This window comes from Psychrobacter sp. NPDC077938 (assembly GCF_044542635.1).
Taxonomy (GTDB): domain Bacteria; phylum Pseudomonadota; class Gammaproteobacteria; order Pseudomonadales; family Moraxellaceae; genus Psychrobacter.
Window position 1 is genome coordinate 394,994 of record NZ_JBITUW010000001.1, and the last position, 24,376, is coordinate 419,369.

The 24,376-nt window shown below is 41.5% G+C and carries 19 protein-coding genes; 2 read left to right on the forward strand and 17 right to left on the reverse strand.

Annotated elements, in window-relative coordinates; genetic code table 11:
- The first annotated feature begins 392 nt into the window (after positions 1-392).
- Both mutS and fdxA read left to right on the forward strand, forming a co-directional pair.
- Positions 393-3,494 (forward strand): DNA mismatch repair protein MutS, encoded by a 3,102-nt coding sequence (gene mutS / locus ACIGBM_RS01675; RefSeq protein ID WP_397476544.1) that lies wholly within the window; start codon positions 393-395, stop codon positions 3,492-3,494.
- 206 nt (positions 3,495-3,700) lie between these two features.
- The gene (gene fdxA, locus ACIGBM_RS01680; protein WP_101205516.1) at positions 3,701-4,024 is read left to right on the forward strand and encodes a ferredoxin FdxA; all 324 of its coding nucleotides are present in this window, start codon (positions 3,701-3,703) and stop codon (positions 4,022-4,024) included.
- Between the two features lie 113 nt (positions 4,025-4,137).
- Here fdxA and ACIGBM_RS01685 read toward each other — a convergent pair whose 3' ends face one another.
- The 17 genes from ACIGBM_RS01685 to ACIGBM_RS01765 all read right to left on the reverse strand — a co-directional run bounded on the left by ACIGBM_RS01685 (position 4,138) and on the right by ACIGBM_RS01765 (position 24,141).
- Positions 4,138-4,656 (reverse strand): pilin, encoded by a 519-nt coding sequence (locus tag ACIGBM_RS01685; protein ID WP_397476545.1) that lies wholly within the window; start codon positions 4,654-4,656, stop codon positions 4,138-4,140.
- A 166-nt stretch (positions 4,657-4,822) separates the two neighbouring features.
- The gene (locus tag ACIGBM_RS01690; RefSeq protein ID WP_397476546.1) at positions 4,823-5,269 is read right to left on the reverse strand and encodes a pilin; all 447 of its coding nucleotides are present in this window, start codon (positions 5,267-5,269) and stop codon (positions 4,823-4,825) included.
- Positions 5,270-5,588: 319 nt separating this feature from the next.
- On the reverse strand, positions 5,589-6,044 hold the full coding sequence (locus ACIGBM_RS01695) for a type IV pilin protein (protein WP_397476547.1): 456 nt from the start codon (positions 6,042-6,044) through the stop codon (positions 5,589-5,591).
- A 61-nt stretch (positions 6,045-6,105) separates the two neighbouring features.
- The gene (locus ACIGBM_RS01700) at positions 6,106-6,654 is read right to left on the reverse strand and encodes a type IV pilin protein (protein ID WP_397476548.1); all 549 of its coding nucleotides are present in this window, start codon (positions 6,652-6,654) and stop codon (positions 6,106-6,108) included.
- A 12-nt stretch (positions 6,655-6,666) separates the two neighbouring features.
- On the reverse strand, positions 6,667-10,560 hold the full coding sequence (locus tag ACIGBM_RS01705; protein WP_296209431.1) for a pilus assembly protein PilY: 3,894 nt from the start codon (positions 10,558-10,560) through the stop codon (positions 6,667-6,669).
- A 41-nt stretch (positions 10,561-10,601) separates the two neighbouring features.
- The gene (locus tag ACIGBM_RS01710) at positions 10,602-11,462 is read right to left on the reverse strand and encodes a pilus assembly protein PilX (protein ID WP_394124505.1); all 861 of its coding nucleotides are present in this window, start codon (positions 11,460-11,462) and stop codon (positions 10,602-10,604) included.
- Positions 11,463-11,483: 21 nt separating this feature from the next.
- On the reverse strand, positions 11,484-12,461 hold the full coding sequence (locus ACIGBM_RS01715; protein WP_379543670.1) for a PilW family protein: 978 nt from the start codon (positions 12,459-12,461) through the stop codon (positions 11,484-11,486).
- Positions 12,461-13,027: a type IV pilus modification protein PilV gene (gene pilV / locus ACIGBM_RS01720; RefSeq protein WP_379543669.1), complete on the reverse strand. Its 567-nt coding sequence runs from the start codon at positions 13,025-13,027 to the stop codon at positions 12,461-12,463. Before pilV ends, ACIGBM_RS01715 begins: the two co-directional genes overlap by 1 nt.
- Positions 13,027-13,461, reverse strand: coding sequence for a Tfp pilus assembly protein FimT/FimU (locus ACIGBM_RS01725; RefSeq protein ID WP_397476775.1), 435 nt, complete (start codon positions 13,459-13,461; stop codon positions 13,027-13,029). Before ACIGBM_RS01725 ends, pilV begins: the two co-directional genes overlap by 1 nt.
- Positions 13,462-13,861: 400 nt before the next feature.
- Positions 13,862-14,698, reverse strand: coding sequence for a ComF family protein (locus ACIGBM_RS01730; protein ID WP_397476549.1), 837 nt, complete (start codon positions 14,696-14,698; stop codon positions 13,862-13,864).
- A 75-nt stretch (positions 14,699-14,773) separates the two neighbouring features.
- Entirely contained in the window at positions 14,774-16,222 is a 1,449-nt protein-coding gene (locus tag ACIGBM_RS01735) for a phospholipase A (protein ID WP_397476550.1), read from the reverse strand.
- Between the two features lie 384 nt (positions 16,223-16,606).
- The gene (gene dsbD / locus ACIGBM_RS01740; RefSeq protein ID WP_397476551.1) at positions 16,607-18,736 is read right to left on the reverse strand and encodes a protein-disulfide reductase DsbD; all 2,130 of its coding nucleotides are present in this window, start codon (positions 18,734-18,736) and stop codon (positions 16,607-16,609) included.
- Between the two features lie 47 nt (positions 18,737-18,783).
- The gene (locus tag ACIGBM_RS01745; RefSeq protein ID WP_397476552.1) at positions 18,784-19,332 is read right to left on the reverse strand and encodes a protein-disulfide reductase DsbD domain-containing protein; all 549 of its coding nucleotides are present in this window, start codon (positions 19,330-19,332) and stop codon (positions 18,784-18,786) included.
- 245 nt (positions 19,333-19,577) lie between these two features.
- The gene (gspG, locus tag ACIGBM_RS01750) at positions 19,578-20,015 is read right to left on the reverse strand and encodes a type II secretion system major pseudopilin GspG (RefSeq protein WP_397476776.1); all 438 of its coding nucleotides are present in this window, start codon (positions 20,013-20,015) and stop codon (positions 19,578-19,580) included.
- A gap of 521 nt (positions 20,016-20,536) precedes the next feature.
- Positions 20,537-21,739, reverse strand: coding sequence for a type II secretion system inner membrane protein GspF (gspF, locus tag ACIGBM_RS01755; protein ID WP_397476553.1), 1,203 nt, complete (start codon positions 21,737-21,739; stop codon positions 20,537-20,539).
- An 83-nt stretch (positions 21,740-21,822) separates the two neighbouring features.
- Positions 21,823-22,884 (reverse strand): hypothetical protein, encoded by a 1,062-nt coding sequence (locus tag ACIGBM_RS01760; RefSeq protein ID WP_397476554.1) that lies wholly within the window; start codon positions 22,882-22,884, stop codon positions 21,823-21,825.
- Between the two features lie 321 nt (positions 22,885-23,205).
- Positions 23,206-24,141, reverse strand: a complete 936-nt coding sequence (locus ACIGBM_RS01765; protein ID WP_102094695.1) for an AraC family transcriptional regulator — start codon at positions 24,139-24,141, stop codon at positions 23,206-23,208.
- Between the last annotated feature and the right edge of the window lie 235 nt (positions 24,142-24,376).

The window sequence follows — 24,376 nt, forward strand, 5'->3', positions numbered from 1 at the left end:
CTTGTCATCACCCGACTAAGTACTACCTAATTTAGTATCGCCCAATTAAGTGTGCCGTCATTATATATGGTTATGACGCTGATGGATACAAGGGCAGCGAGTAGATATTTGCCACAGTAAAAACCTAGTAGGACGTGTTAAAATAGCGAATACCTTGTTAAATTTCTTAGCTTTTTTAGCGACTTTATTATTTTTCACATTTTGATTTTTATACGTTTGCTACCACTGCATCTTGGTTCAAAATTTGTCGTTGAGCCATTTATCTACAAGTGACTGGCTTATTGATAAAGCCAAAGCTATCTATCAAATTCGTACATAAGACAAATAACCCTTTAGCACTCCTATAACAAAATACTCATTACAACCCATTAAAGCACTATAAGAGACTCTGCATGACCGTAAAGCCATCTGGACAAAATCAGTCGTCAAACCCTAATTCATCGGAAAAACCCTTATCAAAACAAGAGACCTCTGACTGCTTAAGTATAGGCGATGCCGTCTATAACCTAGCAGACCATACGCCGATGATGGTGCAATATCTAACCATGAAAGCCAACTATCCACAAGCATTGCTCTTGTACCGGATGGGTGATTTTTATGAGCTGTTCTTTGACGATGCTAAGCGAGCGGCGCAAATACTAGATATCACACTGACGCGCCGTGGTACGGATAAAGCAGGCAACACGATAGCCATGGCGGGTGTGCCGTTTCATGCAGCTGATAGCTATATGGCACGCTTGATCGCTGCTGGGCAGACAGTGGTCGTATGTGAGCAAATTGACGAATCGATAACTGGTAACGCTGATAATAAGTCCAATGTCCCTGCTATGGGCGACAAGCAAAAGAAAGACAAAAGCAAATCTGCTGCTGGTAGCATCATGCGCCGCGAAGTGGTTAAAACGCTTACCGCAGGTACTATTACTGATGATGTATTGATTGCCCCTAATCATACGCCGACTGTGGTTGCCATCGATATTGCGACTATGAAAACGCAAGACAATAGTCAGACGTTACAAGCAGCCGTTAGCCAGATGGATTTGGCTGCGGGTACATTGACTACCCAGACACTGATAGCAGACAAAAACGATATCGATAATTTGCAAACTCAAATGCTGACTGTATTGGCGCGTTTTGCGCCCAGTGAATGCATCATTAGTGAAGCACTTATTGATGGCGTTGGCGACAGCATTGGCTGCACTGATTCAGAGTGGCTACTGTGGTTACGACAAAATCTAGACTGCCCTATTATAGAAGTCGCTGCCAATGACTTTCATCGTGAGCATGCCAGTGACACACTTTGTCAGCAGTTCGAAGTCCAGCGTCTCGATGGGTTGGGCATTCATGAGGCTCCACTTGCGCAAACCAGCTGCGCTGCGCTTATCCACTATGCGCGTCAAACTCAGCAACGCCACGTGCCTCAAGTCAACCAACTCATCGTCGAGTATAGTGATGACTACCTAATTATCGATGCCAATAGCCAGCAAAACCTTGAGCTATTTACCCCTGTTAGTAGCAACGGAACGTCATTAATATCCGTGCTGAACCACTGTCAAACGCCGATGGGCAAGCGACTGCTCGTGCAGCAAATGAAACGTCCACTTCGTCAGCATTCACGTATCGATATGCGTCTAGATGCGATAACTTGTTTGCTAAACCCAAAGAGTGACTCAATTGAATCAAACCAAGATGTAAAAGATAGCTTACTGGTTACACGTTTACGAGAAATGCTGAATACTATTGGCGATATTGAACGAATCAGTAGTCGAATCGGGCTAATGAGTGCCAGGCCTCGTGACTTACGCAAGCTTGCCGATGGTATCGCTAATAGCGCTCAGCTGACTACTTTATTGACAGCATCGGGTATCAATCATGAAGACGCTGGCCTATTACCAATGCTGATGCAGCAATTGCCAGATCAACTACCTGCTGTTCAATCCGTCGCCGAATTAATTGAGCGCGCTATTGTCATTGAACCACCTGCGCATATCCGCGATGGAGGAATGCTAGCAGCGGGCTTTGATGAAGAGTTTGATCGTCTTACCCACTTGCATGACAATATTCAATCGACGCTAGACGAGATGTTAGAGCGTACCCGTCAAGACAATCAATTACCGAGTCTAAAAGTCGGCTTCAATAAAGTCAGCGGCTTCTATTTTGAGTTGCCCAAAATTCAGGCAAAGAACGCCCCTGCCCACTTTATCCGTCGGCAAACACTTAAAAGCAGTGAACGCTTTATCACTGATGAGCTAAAGGAAGTCGAGACAGAATATCTAAGTGCCCAGTCCTTAGCGTTGGCGCGTGAAAAGCAGCTGTATCAAGAACTCTTAAATCAATTAAACCAACACTTGGCTGAATTACAACAGCTTAGCGCGGCTATTGCCCAATTAGATGTGCTAAGCAATTGGGCCCAGCTTGCCATGACGTATAACTGGCAGCGCCCAATCATGGGTCTACATACAAAAGACCAAAGCGAATCAGTGGCAAAAAGTCAAACCAACATTGATATTCGTCGAGGACGTCATGTTGTGGTTGAAGCGGCATTGAATCAAACGAATGCGAATAATAGGAGTAATAATTCATTAAGTACAAACCACTTTGTCGCCAATGATTGCTCATTAGGTAGTGATGAAACCCCTGAAAGACTGCTTCTGATTACCGGTCCTAATATGGGTGGCAAATCTACCTATATGCGCCAAACGGCTTTGATAGTCCTACTCGCTCATTGCGGCAGCTTTGTGCCAGCTGAGCATGCGAATATTGGTGATATCGACCGCATTTTTACTCGTATTGGTTCAGCTGATGACTTGGCAGGTGGCAAATCGACCTTTATGGTAGAGATGATTGAGACAGCTAATATCTTAAATCAAGCCACCAATAAATCACTGGTATTAATGGACGAAGTCGGTCGCGGTACTGCTACCACTGATGGTTTGGCCATTGCCCATGCCTGTGTCAATCGCCTAGTCGAGATTGGCTGCCTGACATTATTTGCCACTCACTATTTTGAACTGACGCAATTAACGAATGATATTGGCAGTCATCATGCCGATATCCGTAACGTTCATGTATCAGCCAGTGAAGTTGACGGTCAGTTATTGCTATTGCATCAAATTAAAGACGGTGCAGCGAGTTCTAGCTTTGGGCTGCATGTCGCAAAAATGGCTGGTATTCCCACCCAAGTGCTAGAAGATGCTAAGCGCTATTTAGCAGACAACTTGCAACTAGACCATTTGACCGTAGATAAAGTAGTAACTGTTGATGATAAAAATGAATTAGCTAAGTCAGTAAAGGATAAACGGGAAGAGAGTTATAATGATGCTACTCTCAATCAAGAAGTAAGTCATGCCGTCCAAACATCAGACGCAATTAGTAATCTAAAACAAAATCAGCTATTTAGCCTACAAGATAAGCTGAGCATGATTGATCCTGATAGCTTAACGCCCAAACAAGCGCATGATTTACTTTATCATCTTAAGAAAATCATTAGTCATTAAAGGGAATTGTCAAAGCGTAGTAAAGGCGCTAAAATACGCTTTATTTTCCAACTATTCTATGTAGCCCTTATAGTTGATTTAATTTAAAAGAATTACACTGCAGCTGAGCGCAGAGGTATAAATAATACTTCAGGCAAGGCTCACACAATAATTCTCTTGAAAGAGATTGACTATATCAGCCAATCCAATAACAGGTAGACCTCACTATGACCTTTGTCGTTACAGATAACTGCATTCTTTGCAAATACACCGACTGTGTAGAAGTCTGTCCTGTGGACTGCTTTTATGAAGGCCCAAACTTCCTAGTCATCGATCCTGATGAGTGCATCGACTGCGCGCTATGCGAGCCTGAATGTCCTGCCAATGCGATCTTCTCAGAAGATGAAGTACCGAAAGACCAAGAAATGTTTACTCAGCTAAATGAAGAGTTGGCGCAAAAATGGCCGAATATCACCGAGATGAAAGGGCAAATGCCAGAAGCTGAGAAATGGGATGGCGTGGAAGGTAAGATTCAGTATTTAGAGAGATAATTCATTTTCTTAAAGTATCTATATATTAAACCAATAAAAAACCACCTAATGGCGATATGCTGTTAGGTGGTTTTTTATTCCTTAGAAGATAAATATTATACTAGCCAAACACACTATAGATTAGCATTGTGGCTACAAGAATTGGGTAGATATATTGCTTCTATATTGCTACTACAGCTCCACGAACCTGCACTCGTACGTAGCCATTCTATCTTTTTACCGGCCAGTTTCGGGTTAACTTGATTAGATACAATAGCAGTAATGCGAGTCGTTACCTTCAACGGGTTTGTTATCTGTGCCATGCCTGTATTATTAGGTAAGACTACGCCCACTTGTGAACCACCTACTATCAGATTAGAAGCCGATGCTCGTGGATCACACTCATGAGTGGCTAAACCAATAACAGTCCTACCTGTCTGTAAACACTCTTCCACTGTCAAACGTAATTGGCCCAATTCGTTAATCACTCGGGTGGCCTGAGTTTTTCCAATATGAATTTGATACTGTGGTATGGCGACTGCCGCTAAAATACCAATAATCGCCACTACAATCATCAATTCAATCAAGGTAAAGCCAGCTTCGGTCAATGAGTGACATTTTTGGGGCATTTTTAGAAATTTATCGGTAGTCATGGCATTGATATCACAGTGAATAAGGATACTCTCTATAGTGCACAGTGTATGCCATCAATGACATCTATATAATAAATAATAGCAGACACAAAAAAGCCAAGCAATATGCTTGGCTTTTTTATAACTATCTAAACTATACAAGCTTTAGATAATAAGTAATTAGCTATTATGAACAGCCTGCTGGTAAATATTTAGCATCAGCTGTAGAAGCACAGCCCCATGAACCGTCTGCAACACGCGTCCAAGTTAAAGTACTTGGCGTTGATTTCAAAGTAGCTGCTGCATTATCATCGAACGTTGCAACAATAGCAGTTGTTTCAGTGAGTGCGGCTGCGTTAGTGCCGTCTGCAGCTGGTGCTGCGGCTTCCACAGTAGTAGTTTGAATATTAGAATCAGTAATACCTAATGCACATTCACCAGCAGCTGTTTTACCTTCATTAAGACAGCTTTCAACTGCGGTTTTCACTGCAGAAGTCTCGCCCATTGCACGGCTAACTTGTGACTTAGCGATATAGTTCTGATACTGAGGAATAGCGATCGCAGCTAGAATACCGATAATAGCAACAACGATCATTAGTTCGATTAAGGTAAAACCTTTTTGAGCAGTGTTCATAAACATTCCTTATTGGAGTAGTACGAAGACAGATTCCTGATAGTCATCAAAGTTTATCTGTCGATGATATAGCAAAATTGTTTCTTACTAATATTGTTGCATGTTGTGTGCCAAATTAACGAATAAGGCTATTAGTATAGATTTTTGATTGGGAAACAATAAAATTTGCTATAAGAAAATGACAATCGCTGTCTTATGTACTTAAATTGTCCAAAAATGTTACGCTTAAGCTGCTAAAAATTGTCAGTTTGACACTATGAGTAATAAAAAGTAAGAAAGGCTGACGATTTTTGTCAGCCTTTCTTACTTCAGTGACTATTTATTTATTCCAGTCATCTCCAGTACTGCAGACGCTACCCTTGCATTTAATACCCTGATAATTAAAAGTTAGGGTACCATCGCTACTCATCTGAGTATTAGCTTTAGGCACTGCAGTAATTACCCATTTAGCAGTTAATGGATTCGGCGTGATGGCAACAGCATAAAGGGCTGTGCCTTGCTTAGGATAATCACCACCTAACCCTGTAAGAAGGGCATTACTATAAGCACCCTGTGCCAATTTGCGACTTTGAATTTCAGAAGCAATGTTATACATCTCACTCATCATATCAGTACGTTTAGTTTTAATAACGTATCTTTGATAATTAGGATATGCAATGGCTGCAAGCACACCTATGATAGCTACTACTATCACTACTTCAATGAGAGTAAAGCCTTTAATATTATTGTGTCTATTGCTCGATTTAACATTGCTTATAATTGTAGTTGTGATCATAGTATTTGCTTTCTTATCGCAGTCATGATGCATGAAATTATTAGTGAGTTTTTTGATAGGACTACCAACTTTCTTGACCAGTACCACAATTAGTAGATGCTGCAGTAATAGTTCTATCTTTGCTCTTGCATTGTGTGCCAGTGCTACTGGTCATAATAACGCTAGCATATTCAGTAATACCCGTACTCTTAGGTATAGCTACCATACGCCATGAACTACCTGCAGTAGAATATCCAGTCGCTGCGGGTGCTAGCGTATTACCTGTGTTGCCATCCACTAGAGTAATCAAGTAGCTATAGTTTGTATTATTACTACCTCTCGGGACATAGATAGTCTTGTTATCGGTTGCGTCATAGCCATAACTTATATCACCATTACTTGCGAGCTTTCTAGGTACAAAGCCTTTATAAGTTAAAGCGCTAGCTCGCCAACGATTAAGCTCTATTGCCAATTGTTGCATAGTTGCTTGGGCTTGTGACTCAGCGTTTCTCACAGCGTACTGTCTATAAGAAGGTATCGCAATCGCTGCCAAAATAGCAACGATAAAAACGACAACCATAAGCTCAATAAGTGTAAATCCTGTCTGATTTTTGAGCATTTGTCTGTTCATAAGTTCGCCCTATTAGTCTACTTCATACCACGTTTTTGGTTGTAGAATGAAACGCTCATGAAATATCAATTCGGGCGCTGTACCATTACCCAATATCTGATCAGCATTTGTCAGACCTTGTGCCTCATCTATTAAGCTATTACCACTCTTATTGCTATCAGAACCAAAACTTACTCTGTCAGTCTGGCGCTCTGCTAATGTCTGTGTACCGATAAGTAGACGTTGGTTTGTAAGCGTTGAACTACGTGGGCCTAGAGTTAGCTCCTGAATTCCCTGTCCTGCTCTAACGAATCCACCAGTACCGTTCTTAGAAGTATCATCTAAACAGATACCATAAGGTAGACAATACAACTGTCGCTCTGATCCACCTACAATTTTAGCAGTGCATGAATCTGTAGGACCGTAACTCATATCTGGGTTATAGACTGTGGTGTACAAGAAGTTGTCGATAACTTCAGACTTACCAATACCTTTTGTATATCTGACATTGTCGTAGCCATCGAAGCGTGTTAATGGATAGTACCAGCCTCGCTGAACACCTGATTGCATTGTACTAATGACATTATTCTTTTGGGCTAAACTATAGCCAGCTGTTGACCCAGTTCCTATCGCCGTCGGTAACTGAACCAAATTGCTGTCCGCTAGATCAACGACTTTTTGACCATTAATGTTACTAGCTGTCGTAAAGTTGCTAGCATAAAATACTTCATTGGCTTTGGTAACATCGCTATCTATAATTCCATAAAGTCGATCCGCATATGCAGTGGTATTACGTATTTTAGATAATGGTGAGCTGCGATCGCCTGAAATCACGTTGACCAGTGCAAATAATGTATTTGTGGTTGAATTACGGTAGAAGCTAACTACTGGACGTTCATAAAAACGATAAGCATACTTTTGACTTACCGTTGTCGCATGAGTGCTTTTAAGCACGCGTGTTACTCGAGTATTACTAAATTTTGATTCAGGAGATGCTGTGCCTGATGTTACTGGCTTGACGAAACCAGCATTGGTAAAGTCCGCACGAAACACCTGACCACCCAAATCTGCAAAGTAGATATGGTCCATAAAACCGTCATTATCACGATCCAAAGTCGTAACACCACCAACAATACTGTTCTTCATGTCCGTAACTGTTTTAGTAGCCCCACTATCACTAGATGCCGACCATATTAATGCGCCATCTTTTGCGTTGATAATGTAGACCGCGTTACCTTTAGCTGAGGTTTTTGCAGAACAGCCACCTAACAACGAATCTACGATACCAACCTGAAAGCTTTCATTCTCATAACATGTATCATAACCACCACCAAATACTAGAACATCAGTCCCTGTATCTGAGCTACTGGTTTTAATTTTTGCTTTGGTCGGTTTTGCCCATATTTGCCCCATGCGGCTAAATCCTGCAGTCGAAGGCGTAATAGAGAACAACATCTTTGGACTGTCTATATTGCCAAGATCGATGCCATAAAAAGCCTCGCCCCCCATTCTTAAGCCGCCATAAGCAAATACACCTTTGTTACCACTAGTATCGATAGATACTCGTTTATTTGGAAAATCATACTGATAATCTGTATTGACTAACCATGGTGCATCAATACCAAAATTTGGCGTTCCAATCTCAGTTTTGGTACTATCCTTTATGAGCGCATCTGACTGGCTAGTATTTCTCAGCATCTCTCTCGGAATAATGACGAATCTTTCCTTTCCGCCATCACCAGCATTACTATAGTTGTCGGCATTGACAAGGTGCAATCCGCCTTCAGTAGATCCAAATAATATATAATCGTCACGTTGGTCGGTAACTTTACCATCAGCATCTAGTGTTGCAGAATAAGACACAGATGCTGGTGTAGAGTGCAATGTCGCACCAACAACTTTGATTGCTTTCGAAGCATTTGCAGTACTCAGTGTCATGTCCTTAACTGCTGTAGCTGTACTTGGAAGAACATCAAAGCCTAAAAAGTTCAATAGCTTTCTCAAAGAAGTCTCAGAGTAAGTGCCTGTATCATTGAACTTATTAGTACTAGAAAGTGGAGCATTATCTAGTGTTACTTTTCCAGCACTGTTTACACCGAATTTCCTCAACATAGTGGTTTGGTTTGTAGCACTCTTCCAGTCCTCTACATACAACGTCCTGACTGAAGATACACCTGTATCTGGTGTTTTTAGTTGCGCATAGAATCCACCAGATTCCACTTTATCGTTTGCATTGGTATAGTCTTTGTCAGACCATAAATCTTGTGTCGTTTTGTTCAACTCCCCTGCTGTATTTTTGAACAGCTTTGCACTATTTTTACCGTATAGTGTTCCTTCATTCAAATTGTATTTTTTCATATTACCTTCCCAAATCACTGAGTTCTCAGCAACTTTAGGCTGTAGGGTTGGGTAATAAGCAATAGCAAGTTGGCTATCAGCACGATAAGGATCGTTAGGAACGATGATAGTACCTGAAGGTGTAGAAGGTAATGTTTGATTAAGGTCGCTAACAAAGGTTGTAATACTATTAACAATATCCTCTGTGGATTGTGCTGAATAGAAACCACCTTCACCAAACCCACCTACATTGGGTAACGATGGGTGTGACTTTGCTCCCCAGTTGCAAGCATTTTTTGCATCAACGCCTGTAATTTTTTCACAGTTGTAAAAATCACTTGTTTTCTGCGTGCCTTTGGAATCTACGTACGAAAGCCTACGAATTACCCTTTCTGTTTCAGGCAAGGCTGCATCAGCTACTCGGTCAACGTCGAAACTTGAACCAAACCCAACCACAGCTGTTAAAATTTCACCATTTGCCCCTAATGGATTGAGAGCTGGATTACGCAACGCTTTAGCAAATGCTCCTACTTCAGGCATACCATTGTTATTTTCACTACCGCTTGGTAACGCTCCTGAAGATGGCACACTAAAAGTATTTCCTGTAACGTTCAGTGCTGACCTCATGAGGGTAGTAGGAGAAGGTGCACTATTTGGATTACCATCTGTTAAGAAGTATATTCCTCTTCCATCACAGCTAGCACTAGTAGTAGACGATAATGGGCTAATATAATTATTACCACTCTTAGAAGATGACACAGAGTCACTAAAACCACTATAGGAAGAGTTAGAGGTATTGGTACCCAACATATAAGCGCCAGCCTCAGCATAAGCATTGGCTGTTGGCGTACCGTTTTCACCATTCAAGCCTGCTACTGCTACTTTAATGGCAGTACGCTGTGCTGGGGTAATTAATGCTGCTGGCACAAGGATTTTTCCACTCCTACCATCGCCACCTTTATACTGGTTGTTACTATTACTCTGTGTAGAAAACTGACCAATACCGATAGCAACCTTTGTAGAATCTAACTGAGTACTGTCCATCAAGGTAAATATGGCATCTTTAAGACGTGTTAAGCGATCATAAACTTTATCAAATTTGTAAAAATAAATATTACCACTACCAGAGGTTATAGAACTAAACCCACTTCCTGTTGGGGGAGAAATCGCTGTACCGCAATCTGCAAAACCGTAACCAACAGATCCAGACCCATCGCTAGCACCACATCGGTACCATTGACCCACTGGAGAATAACGATAAAAGTACTTTCTAGTCTCACAATAGTTTTTAGGATATGTAGGTACAGTCGTAGATACCTCAGAACCCTTAGTATAAGAAACTCCTGAAGGTAAATCACAAGCATAACTCACTTGGTTGATACTCATACTACCTGAGGTATCCAACATCATGGTAATAGTAGTTTTACCACCTTCAGCCGCTTTATAAATCTCTAAGTCGCCAATTTGTTTATTTGCGACATCCGCTTGTGATATTGGCATCGCAACCATTGATGCCATTACAACGACTAAATATTTCAGTGGTAACGTACGTTTTTCCGTGTTTTTTGATACGTTGTCAAGTCGTTTCATGACATCTATCCTTTATGAAATTAGCGTAATTAATAAGCAGATTAGGGGGTAACTGAGAGTATGCATTTTGATGACAGTGTGCCTTTACCATATGGTATACATAAGGTAGACGAAGAAGCATTTTCTACATCTACTTGCTCATATAGCATTTTGCTTGGCGTAGATGCAGACAACATACAATCGCTTAGAGATTTTTTGCCAGTAGCTACATTGGCATTTATACTGGTTTGCTCAAAACACTTATCACTGCCTACTTTTGGTTCGTTGTAAGCTGGTAGAGCGGAAGAGGCTCGAACGTCAAACTGGTAACGTTTACTTGTCCTGTCTAGTACCTCTTTACCGATAACCATATGATCAAACACAGGTGTATTGGGGTTGGTAGGCGTAACTGTAACACTCATTTGTGTCATGACTGTCTGTCTAGCACTGGTATAGTCATTGGCGTTGGTATAATCACAGAATCCACCGCTTAAACTACTCCAATAGCCACCAGTCGATTTTTTGACAGAGGCATTTGCGGCCAAGTATTTTTTAGTGCGAGGATTGAAACAGTAAATAAATTCGTTGGTTGCATTGTCTGGATTCAATAAAAAATGACCAAACACCCCTGCTGCACTTGTTACGTCGCGGTACTCTTCAGAACTCGGACTACCATTAACCATCATTTCTAGCTTTTGATTGGCGCTATCAGATGATTGTAATAAAACCGTATTTATTTGATCACTCGTTGCAATTTTTAAATCGGTATTACTTTGTCTAACGGCTATCGCGCCTGCTAACATAATGAGAACTAAGAACAATAGCACCACGATCAGTGTTGCCCCACGCTCTCCATTAGAATATATCTGACCACTTTTCTTTCCTTGGTCTAAAGAATGTGATAAACGATAGTGGTTGCTCATTTCAAATTATCCTAATAGGTCTTAAGGAGTTAAGCTAGTATCAACATCAATCACTCGTGCATTACGCAATAGCGTTGTAGATTCATAACTTGTACGCACTTGCTGTTGGCGAGTAGTGTCTGTCTTCAAACTATTACTTTGGCCCAGTAAGGTAAATGAAGATTGGTCATTACTACCTATAATAGGTGTCGTACCATGAACAATAAGACCTATCTTCACAGCTGTTATTGACGGCTTCGTCGCCATCAATAAATATGAGCTGCTTGGTAGATACATCATTTGGCCTGCACTGGCTGCTGCTGACGATTTTGTACCTAGTAAAATTTTAAATTGGTCAACATTGATAATAAACTCTTGACCAGCTGTGCCAAAATTACGAGAGTCTGTTGACGCACCAACAGTGAGTATGCCACCAGTTGGACTAACCCTTCCTGCATCACAGGCTAGTACTAAATTTCTTATATTACCGGTACTCGTATCACCTGTTGCTCTGCGTAAAAAGTAGCGCTCCACTACAATATCATTAACAGCAGCATCCGCACCTTCACAATCACTCATGACATTGCCCGTTGTATTGGTGTATTGAATGGTCAACTGATCGCTATTAACATTAGTATTAGAGATACCTGTCCATCCATTGGTGCCAATAGCACTATCACCATCACGTCTTGTTAGATAGGCGGTATTAGTATAAGGTGTTGTTATACCTAGATTAGCAGCAGTTAATACAATTCCCCCATTTACCGTTGTACTGGTAATTTGAGTAGTTGGATTACCTAAATTTGCGATTCGTACTTTTTTCTCTAACTGTTGTAGTCCAAATATACTTGCATCTTGTAGTTCGCTACCACTAGATTGAATACTACTGGTTTTAACATTGATTAAATATACTTGCATCACGGCAGCTGATACTAGTAAACCTAAAATCAGAGAAATCATAAGCTCTATTAACGTAAAGCCTTGTTGATGTTCATATCTGCGACTATAGCTTGATATCATCAGTAAGCCTCCATAATAAAGCACTCTGCACCATTCTTATAAGTACCATCTGCATTAGCACAAGCAGTCGATAAACTATTATCTAACGTAATCGTTGTATCTCCCCAACTAGCAACAAAACACTGACGCTCTTGGTTACCCGATGTACCAGGACAGCCATTTGGTACTAAACCAATCGTAATATCATTCGCACTTGCATACGATCTGACTAATAGGCCATCACGAGTCGCAAGCTGCGCAAGCGTACAACTATCAGCAGCTACTGGTACGGTATTGGTGTTTTTTATACAACTGTCTTTTGTAATACTAGTACCATCGATAGTAACTGAGTCAGCTGTACCGTTTATAGCTGTTTTAAAAGCACTGATACCATCAGGATTGGTGCGCATTATCTCAGCACCACCTCTCATTATAGTTAGTGCCCGAGTGCGCATAAGACTTTCATCTGTGGCTTTTACTGCTGACATTTGCATAGCCGTAAAGCCCAATACAGCGACTGCTAACAGTAATAGCGCTACTAACACTTCTACCAATCCTACACCTTGTTGCTGGCTGACGTTTTTCATTAACAACTCCCAGCATTTGTAATATCAACATTAGCAATACTCGTAAGACTAACCTGCTTAGGAGATTCACTAGTAGAGCCGCTATCGCATATGGTATAAACTACTGTTGCACCCCCATCTATTGACTTACTAGGTCGAAAAACAATATTAGTAACAGTAGTAGGACTAATTTGTTGTGTTACCGCGCTCTGTCTATTGAGATTATAGCTAGAGATACTAGTTCCATTAGCTTGCAATACAATTTTACTAGGAGTAGTAGACGTATCATATAAAACAGTAATATTCTGCCGACGAAGAATACTTTCTACTTTAGCCTCTTTTAACGCATTAGAAATCGTCGCCGCCGTCGACTTAACCCGCTGGTCTGCAAGCTGAGTACTAATATTAGGCGCCGCAATACCTGCAATAATGGCGAGTACAGCAATGGTTACCATTAGTTCAATCAAGGTAAAACCTGAACTAATATTTTTTAGCTTAGGTGATAATTCGTTCAAAGATGCGTCCACATCATATTCCTATTTAAAACGGCAATTAACTATCTTTCGTCTATATCTCACTAAAATTTATTGTAAGTATCTTATATTTTTAGCTTACTACTATTTTTATACTGACTACCCTAATAACATGCAATTTTCGTTCCACGACATATAACTAATAATGTTTAAAAAAGTCGAGATTTGTCACTTGATATATGTAACTTAACCATAAATATGTAAAATCATTATCAACGTATACAGCCGTAAAACAACAAATTAGTATACATAGTTATAATAATATAGCGTCAAGGAAATATATTAGCAATAATTAGATATTACTGACAAAGATATATTGGGTTTAGGATTTGCTGCCATGTGCTAATACGTAAGCAGAAATTTGATAACTACTGTTGCTGCCACCTTTTGCTGATTTTACTGCTACAGGTGGAATGAACGCTCGCGTTAATGCTTGTAAGCTTGCACCTGTAGTAGATACGTCATCAAATAGTAATAAACGTTTTGTATGAGGCTTTTCGATTAGAGCAAAGGCATTATCTAAGTTACTAAGACGTTCGGCACGAGTCAGTCCTTGCTGACTAACTGTATCGTCAATACGCTCGACGCCTTGCCATACAGGAATTTGCCAATGTTTAGACAATTGGGCAGATAGAATACTGACAGGATCGAACCCACGTTTGACCAATCGTTGACCTGTCGTTGGCATAGCAACAATCACACTGTTATTGCGATGACAACCGTGTGGACGCGGTAATTGACGTATGGCATGTAATAGTAACGGCAATTTCGTCATATCCTCTTGATGCTTAAATGCTCGGATAGCTTGACGTATTGGATACTCGTAGTAAGTAGAGGCTTGGATAGATAGAGATATACTAGGAGCGATATCTACTTCAAAAGGCCTTGGCAACCAAGTGATATCGTTGTGACAGTGATCACAAAGTAAACCACTGCTTAAATGGCTGTTTGCTTGATGAACGATATTAGTAAGAAAAGAGTGTTTCTTTAAGGCTGTCCGTGTAGGCGGCGTGTCCGTTATATTATGTATACTAGATTGCGCTTGATACTGCAGTAGTTGAGATTGTGGTGTACTACGATAAATACGGCATAGTTGGCAGCGCATATCCATATACTCTGCCAACCACAGTCCAGTTTGATAAGGCGCTAAGCGGCGCATAAACTATTATTTGTCATAACTTATAATAAATTCCACCTATGTTAGAGCCTTTCTCAAATTGATGTCCTTTCCGAATTAGAGCCCTTTCCAATCATTCAGTACGATACCAAAGCCAATAGAGGTATTTTCATGATTATAATCAATGATCGACTCACCATAGCCTTGGAATAGCTGAACCATACCATTAACGTTCTCTGAGATAGGATAGATATAGTCGATTTGCGCAGCACCTTTATTGGTACCTGGATTGTAGCGCAAGGTACCGCTAATGCTCTGATCAGCCGGCAAATCGTACAAGAATTTGATATCACCGTAGCCCATGTAGTCTTCGATATCTGGATTATCGTCATCGCTACTACTTTCGTTATTTACTCGAGCCCATAGGCGCGGTATGACTGAAAGTCTGCCCCACTCTGCGCCCGCCATGAGGTAGGCACGATTCCATGAACGTGATAATGGATCATCTTGTCCATTCGAGTGATGGACAGCACCTGCGCCCAACATACGTAGACGTCCACCAAAAGGTAGATCTGCTGTCACAGGTTGGGTTAAGAATATTTCAGGTTGATAATCGGTAGCACGGAATGGACGTGAGTTGTCTTCGTTATAAACTTGCCAATGTGATTCTTGGGTATAGCCAAACCATAGGTCAGCACTGGTATCAAACAAATCTTCTGCGACTTTTGTTTTTAGGGATAATTGGAATTTTAGCTCAGTCTCACGTATGTCATTAGAATCAAAAGGATCTGTTTCTTGTGATGGTGTATTTGGATTCAAATTGGGATCGAAGGTATAAAATAATGGCAACAGATATGTCGGTCGATATGGTCTGACCGTCCAAGTACCACGCTCACTATTTTTGTCTAGGTCATAAGATAGACTGAGTGGCGAGAATTTTTCGATATCTGTTTGAGTGACACCGACATTTTCTAAAATCTGTGCCTCACTATTCGTTTCAGCATCTACTTCTACGTTGCCATTTGCCTTCAATTTGCTAGCTGCTGTTTGCTGACTGGTCATCAAAATGGTATCTGCATCTTCAACTGTCGTACCACTCATCGCCGTTTGAGACTCAGCCAATATCACTTTTGGATTACCTGAGACCGTACTTTGAAAGGTTTTTGCCAAATCAATTGGTTGTTTGGTTGAGGTATAGCTTGGTGTCTTACCTTGTTCAGCTACCTTATCAAAACAAGCGAGGCGAGCAGCACTAGACTGGACTTGCGTACATTCAGAAAATAGCTTGGCTTGCTGAGCAATAAATTCTTTGCTAATTATTTTGCCATTTTGTGTACTCATATCAGAAGATATCGCACTGTTATCAAGACTCTGTGATAGGTCAAGATCCTCGTATTCAAACGCAGCTCCGGGTGCTGGCAGTTCGTTATAGGTTTGAGAATCATCAGCAGCTTGTACTTGTATCGCGGTACAACTCAACGCAAGAGCAACTGCAATACGAAGAGGCATATGCGCATTCTGGTAAGACGGCTGTTGGTGACGCTGAGTAATGGTATGGGCAAACATAAGTGTCCTTTATCTAACTAGCATTAGCGCTAGCAGAGTATATGAGGTAATTAATATAGCCATTAGCGTTATCGCTAAAATAGAATTGACTGAGACTATCAGCTAATCGCAGATATTAGGAGCGAAAAAAATGACAATTAGTGCCCCTGCTGCATTGTTTCTTTATTGTAATGAAAATATAAGCACGATACTAGCTTTATCGATAGTTAAAATAAGCGTCTATCAATATAATTACTTATATAACAAATACTTAATAAACATTCTATAGTATGAATTTAATGGCATCAAAAAAGCCAGCATACTTTCTTAGTATACTGGCCTTATTAATATTCTTAAGAATTTTCGAAATATCACACTGGTTTCTTAAGTGTTCATTGTTAAATGTTAGTTGTTCAACGCCGATAATGTTTGCTCAAATTCTGAGCGACCGATCTCACCCACTTGCTGATTTACTAGCTGACCATCAATATAATACAGTAACGCTGGTGGACCAAAGAGTTGGTAACGAGACAACACGGCTTTTGAGTCTGCTGTCGTCTCAGTGATATCGAGCTTTACTAGTTTCCAATCTTGCATCTGTGCTGGACGATTATGAAACAGGTTCTTGTCCATAATGCGGCACTCAATACACCACTCTGCTGTCAGATCGACAATAACATTCGGATTGGCTGCGACAATGGCATCTAGCTCTGCAAGTGTCGTGATCGTCTTATCAGTGGTGCTATCACTATTCGCTGGTTGACCAGACGTTGACTGTACCATCATCGGTGCTGCACCCAATGACGCTAATGGATGTAAGCTATCGTCATTACCCAATGCAGCGCCGACTATTAAACACGCTGCCCAAATACCAGCGATAAGGCTTAGTGCTTGGGTCAGCATACGACCTTTACCTAGCCAACTCCATGCCCATGTTGCCACGACCATAAACCATAATGCCCATACCATCAGCATGACTGGCGATATAAAGACGCGCTCAATTAATAGCAGTGCCACGGCAAACAGTAGTAGAGCAAAGCCTTGCTTGACCCAATTCATCCACTCGCCTGCTTTTGGCATAATCTTGCCTTGAGTAGCACCGATTAGGATAAGCGGCGCGGACAAACCAAAACCCAGCATGAATAAAGCGGCAAAGCCGAGCAATGGACTACCAATGGTAGAGACCGCCAATAATGCCCCAAATAATGGCGCAGAAACACAAGGTGACACGACTAGCGCTGATAAAAACCCAGCGATTAAACTGCCGCCTGTACTACCAAGCTTACTGTCACCTGCTTGGCTTAAGCCTTGCATCTTTCGACTGATCGCTTGTGGTAATCGCACACTGAAAAGACCTAACATGTATAGTGCGAGAAGTATAAAAACAATAGCAAAGCTAATGAGAATAATTGGATTCTGCAGCCAACCAATAATACCTAAAGATTCACCGAATACTGCGATAACAGCGCCCAAAATTCCGTAAGCAGTCGCTACCCCAATCGCGTAACTGGTGGTCAAGATGACACCGCGTTTGACCGTTGGGTTTTGTTCGCGGGCTACAATGTTGGCCACAATAGGCAGCATCGGTAGGACGCAAGGCGTCAAGGCCAAGCCTAAGCCTGCTAAAAATAATAGTACTAATGCCAGCCAAGGGTGAGAAGCCAAACCAAAAGGATCGCTATCAACGAAACTGTTGCTCAAGGTACTTTCGCTATTGGCCGTCTCGCCTGTTACGCTGCTATTTGCTGCAGAAATCGTATTCGTCGCTGCATTACTATCTAAAGAATCATACTCTACATTACTGTCATCAATGAGATCATAGTCAATAGCATCATCGTCTGTCAGTGCTTGCGCCTCATTAGGCAAAGTATTATCAAGCGCTGGTGAGCTTGCTTTCTCTGGTGTCGCCGTAGCACTATTCTCTGAATCGGTCGAGCTCGCACTACTCTCACTATCTGCTGATACCTGCGTCGATGCAGCTGCAATATCGACAGTCGTATTAATCTTTTCAGGTGGATAGCATAGTCCTGCTTTTGCACAGCCCTGCCAGCCAACGACGATAGCGGCACTATCTATATTCTTGCCACTATTGTTCGTCAGTGTGGTGGTAGCGACCATATTTGCTTGGTCAAATACCAGTACTTTGCCAAATGTCGGATCATCTATCGAATATGGTGTCTGGCTAAAGGTAAAAGGTGCAGCCGTCACGCCAGCGGGGAGCGTAAGCTTGATTTGCTTTTTATAGACGTAATGTTCAGGAGTGATATCAAAATTAACAGATAACCGCGTACCCGCTTTGACAGGGGTGCTATCTGTACTTACCTGAAACGCTTGATCTACTGGCAAAAACTTTGACTTCGATGAGCTTTCACTACTACCAAAAAGGTCGCCTAACCCTGCCGCTTGTACCGTCAATGTCGCTGATAAACCTGTCAACAATGAGCCACTAGCGATAGCAAGCGCTAAGATATGGGATTTTTTCGAATGGGTAGATACGCTAAATGATGAGGACTTTGGTGATGTCTTGATGGACATGAATGGCTACCTATTATTACCGATATTTTAATCAATCTGCTCGCTATTTATCTGCGTGTCGCAGCAATGTCTATCTTGGTTTTAACTTTTTCTGGTGGATAGCATAGCCCAGCCGTTGCACACCCTTGCCAACCAATAATAATAGGCGCGTTTTTGGCGCCCTTACCATTACTCGTCGTCAGCGTCGTGGTTGCAATGACGCTTCTTTGCGTAAATACAGGAACCTGACCAAAGGTCGGATCATTGATTGATACTGGTGATTGATTAAAAGTGAACGGCGTGGCGCTTATTCCTTTAGGGAAGCTCAACGTAAGCTTATCCTTATAGACATAATGCCCTGGCGTAATTTCAAAACTAATCGACAACCGCGTGCCTTTGGAAGTCGCTTTGGTATTACTGACCACCTGAAAGGCTTCATCCACTGGTAAGAACTTCGATTTTGCCGAGGAGCTATTGTTAAATAAGTCATTTAACCCTGCTGCTTGTGCACTGATCGATGTCATTGACAGAACCGTTACTAATGAAGTGCTTGCAACGGTTAGAACCAATTTATAAAGGTTTTTAGAAAAGTATTTATTAGAATTTTGGATCAACATAGATGATTACCTTTAATTGCAGTGTGCGATGACTGTTTTGCTGAGCGCCTAGATATATTTATAGCACTGACTATCAAACTTGTACTGAACAGTAGGAAATTTATCTACTGATAAAAAATATCAACCAATAAGGGAATATTGGTTGATATTTATAAATTGTTGAAAGTGCATGGATGAACGAATGTTTCATTCTACAAAGTTATATTAGTATCAGAACTTATTCACTATACGTCTGTTATTAAGCTTTATAGCTGAGCATAAAGATCCGCATCTTGACCTTCACCACCTTGTTGACCATCAGCGCCTAACGAAAACAAATCATAAGGCCGCCCTTCACTACCTGGTGCAACATATTGCATCTCATTTTCCCAGCCATCGGTTGGATAGCCACCTTTAATATACCCACCTTCAGGATAGTTTTTTGCATCAGCTGGCGGTGTCGTAAGCGCCTCTAACCCTTGAGCGGTCGTTGGATAGCGCGAGTTATCAACCTTATACATATCTAGCGCATTTGAGACAGTAGCAAGCGCCGTTTCAGTTGTTTTCACACGGGCTTTATCACTTTGACCAACTACTTTTGGTACCACCAATCCAGCAAGAATGGCTAAGATCACAATAACAACCATAATCTCGATCAGAGTGAATCCCACTTGACCAGACTTTTTTGTCGCACTGCGCTGCATAGCTGAAGAAACAGTTTTTTGGTCATTTACAACATTCGGATGGGATTGCATATCCTGAATAGCACTTTTTGGCGTCATATTTACTTGGAGTTTGTCAGTCATAGTCATCGCTTTGGTCATCACAGTTATGTAAATAGTAAAAGTGGCGTTCTATCATAGCTCTCATTAATGACATATCAATGAGCTCTGAAACTATTGTCACTATAAACCATGGTTTTATTTTTATCCAGCACTGCGCCCAGTTTGAGTTTGCTATTTTAGCCGAAGTTAAATGTCAGCAGACTCTAAATGTATGACTATTAAACCGTGCTTACTATAGCGCGGCGCTGGTGTTTGCCATAGCAAAAATAGCGTTCGTTCAACAATATACAACAGTAAGCAAACCTTAAGAAAGCTAGTCCAAGGTTTAGCAAGCAAGTTAGGTGATATGTATAAAATAAAAGAGAACAAAATAGAGATTTTGCAGATAGAAAGCTAGCTGTATGGGGATAACATAATGAATCATCGGCTAGCGAATTAACTTAGCCTGCTAAATCGTTCATATTAACGATAGGTAGCATAACCGCCATAACAATGATCATGACTACTACGCCCATCAGTACCAGCATTAGAGGCTCAAGTAATGATAATAAGGTGCTGATAAAATTGGTTGCTTCTGCCTCCTGCATATTGGCAGCACGGCTCAGCATATTTTCAAGCTCGCCTGAGTTCTCTCCACTTTTTATCATCTGTACCATCATCGGTGGAAAGTAAGTAGATTTCTCTAGCTGGCTAGACAAACTAGAGCCTTCTGTGACCCTATCAGCCGCAGTGATAATGGTTTTTTGGATATGCAAATTGGTCGTGACCGCAGCACCGATATGTAATGCCTCAATTAAAGGCACTCCTGAGCGTACTAGTATCGCAAGGGTACTGGCAAAACGCGCGGCATTCAGACCTTTGGACAATCTAGCTAGTATCGGTAATCTTAGTACCACGCTATCGATAGTTAATTTACCTGCTTGCGTTTGGGCAAAACGGTAGAATAAAAATGCGGTACTTACCAATACCAACAGTATTAACCACCACCACTGAGTAATGATATTCGATAGTGTGAGAACGATTTGAGTAATTAAAGGCAGTGCTTGCTCAGACTGTTCAAAGACTTTGACAATTTTGGGTACGACGAAGCTCATCAGCCCCATAATTACCGCAATTGCCATTACCATCAGGACAATTGGATAGACCATAGCCCCTTGGATTTTCTTTTGGAGGGCAAAACGGTTTTCGGTGTAGTCTGCTAGCTGATTGAGGATAAGGTCAAGATGGCCAGATTTTTCGCCTGCAGCAATCGTAGCGATATATAACGGTGGAAAGCTAGCAGCTTGTTGCAGAGAACGTGCTAAGCTGAGCCCTTCCAAGACATGTGAGCGTACCGCAAGCATTAGGGATTTGATATGAGTCTTTGGTGATTGCTTAGCAACTGCTGCCAAGGTTTCCTCAAGTGGAATACCTGCTGCCAATAATACAGACAACTGACGTGTCAGCAATGCCAGCTCGTATGCAGACGGTTTTTTGTAGCGGTTTTTGCTCTGACTCTGTCTGTCATTGACCGGGTTGACTTCAACGGGCGTCCATTGCTTATCACGCAGCTGCTGGCGAATTTGCCGCGCAGAATCCCCCTCTAGCAAGCCTTTTTGGACAACGCCATGGTCGTCAAGCGCTTTGAAATGATAGGCAGGCATGGCAACAGATATCCTAAGAGGCTTACAGGTAGACAGTTATAATTTACGACTTAATAAAACTCTATTAATTTGACATGCGATGCTTAAAAAAGTGGCGTTGAGTCATTACTATCAGGCATTAAACCTTGTAATAATAAGACATCCAAATGCTGCTGCTGTAGCTTTTTATCGAAGTCATTGACCTCAGCGATTAGCATTCTTTCAATACGTTTATCACTCGCAAAAACGCTCAAGCGCGCACAAATAACGGCCAACTGATAAATGCGTTTTTTGCAATAACCGTCAAGACCTTGTAATAATCTAACCATATGCGGGGTTTCAAGACTGGCGTAATCATAGTCAGCCACGACTTGCTGGCCAAGGGCTGTGACGCCATAAGTAATCGACAAGTGAGCACAATAATAACAGCTGAATAAATAACCAACCACATGGCCGATATAATAGCCTCGATCGTAAGTAAAACTACTCACGCCAAAGTGACCAAGTACATAACTGTTGAGGCTACCTTGGTCGCGAATTGGCTTGCCGTGCTTTAACTTACCGACCGTAGCAAAGCACAATGGATTGCGACCATCTTGAGTCGTTAGCTGCCAACCGGCGGGTTGCTGTGCAGGCATATGGCGTACGATATCTGCAATAATGTCATCGACCACATGCAGCTGCTGCCAGAGTCTTTCGAGCGTATCCGTATCCATCAACCCACGTTTATCAAGCTGCTGAGCAAGTAAATATTGCTGATATTCTGCGAATTGCGGTTTCAGGGTTTGTACTAAATAAGTAGGACGCGTATTGGCAGATGCCATATATAACAGTCGAGTACGCTCATGTTGAGCACGATAAAGCGCAACACGCTGCGTAGCGACATTGGTTTCTTGCGCCGCAGGTTTTGCAGCTACTGTAAGACTATCGGATGATTCAGATATTACTGCTTCAGTTGCTACTGCCTCGATATCTGACAAGGTAAACATCGTCAATAATGCCGCCTTATCAGGTGTCTCTACCGACTCATTTTTCGGCGCATCTTTGCTGACATGCGGGTTCTTTATAGCAGTGTTTTTATCAACATTACTTTCTGTTTTAGCAGTTGCAGCAGCTTCTTGTTGGCCATTGCTTCCTGCATTTAGCTTTGCGGTCGGTTCAGTCATAACATACCATCAGCAGCGAAAATAAACATCGTCTCGATCCTTTTATATGCCTATCGTATAAGGACATATAACGCGCTACAACATCAACGCTTTTGTCTCGACGACTCATCAACCCATAGTACCTGAAGACAGACTCAATGTCAGCTGCCCTTAACTAAAATAGCCTTAGCAAGTTATCAAAGGTATTATAGATATGAGTGACTCAACGTTTATAAACAATATGTATTCACAAATTAAAAAAAAGCGCCAAGGACATATAAATGACATTAGCGCTTCTCATTGAGATTTTACTTGAATAACTTAAATAAACAACAACTAGAACTATGCAAGATTGTTCTGTCGATACTGCTGACGGTATGCTTTTGGCGAGACACCATACACACGCTTAAATGCCTGACTAAAAGTCGAATCTGAGGCATAACCCACCATCTCGCTGATACGGCTAATACTGTTTTGCTGTAAGCGTAAATATCGAGCCGCCAATCGTAAGCGGTAATCAATCAGATAAGTCAGTGGTGGCATACCAACGGTGTCCTTGAAACGCTGTGCAAAGCTGGAACGCGACATCCCTGCCACTTCAGCAAGCTGATGAATAGTCCAGCTTTCACTCGGTGCCCCGTGCATTGCGGCTAGTGCCTTGGTCAAAAACGGATCTTTCATGGCTTTGAGCCAATTTTCTGTGGCTTCAGGCAAACTTTCAATATACACGCGCAAACACTCAATCATCATAATGCTTGCCCAATGATTGATCACAGCCGTTTTGCCCATACGCTCACGCTCAGCTTCTAGTGTTAGCAGCTTTATCTCTACATCAATCACTTCAAACCGACCGTCAGCAGCATCATTGAGCTCAGGTAATATCGGTGGCAGTACTGACAACAGAGGATTAATCATCTCTTTGTCGTACTTACATTCGATCAGTATCAAAGATGAATTTGGGTCTCCATCGCCATCGATATCAAGTGTACGCTCGGTGCAATTGCTCAATAGTTCATCAAGCGACTCAGCAACATCGCCATGGTGATTAAGTGCGTAACTCACATGCTTGTGCGCATTCGGAATCATGATCATGTCGCCAGCGCGAGCTTCTCTTAGACCATTACCAACATCGATGCAAAAACCGCCAGACATTACTAAGTAAAATAAAATGGTGTCTTTTCTAGTAATAGAATAAGACCAATTGCCAGTGCCATTTAGACGATAATACTTAGTCTCAAATAAATGCACGTTTTGCAGCAATACACTTAGTGCGTCCATCAATCAATTCCTCAATAATGCAGATTAATAACGATTCATCTTAAAAAAATAATAGTATTCTTAATAACGATTTCTGTCAGTTTCCTCTATGCCAATACTTGCTCCAATAAATAATTTTTATTAAATACGATGGATGTGATAACACTTAAGCATAATGCATCATTTAAAACGTCATGTCTATTTACTTATTAGAATTACTAAACAATAATAGAGGAGACACAGTCACGCTAGGCCT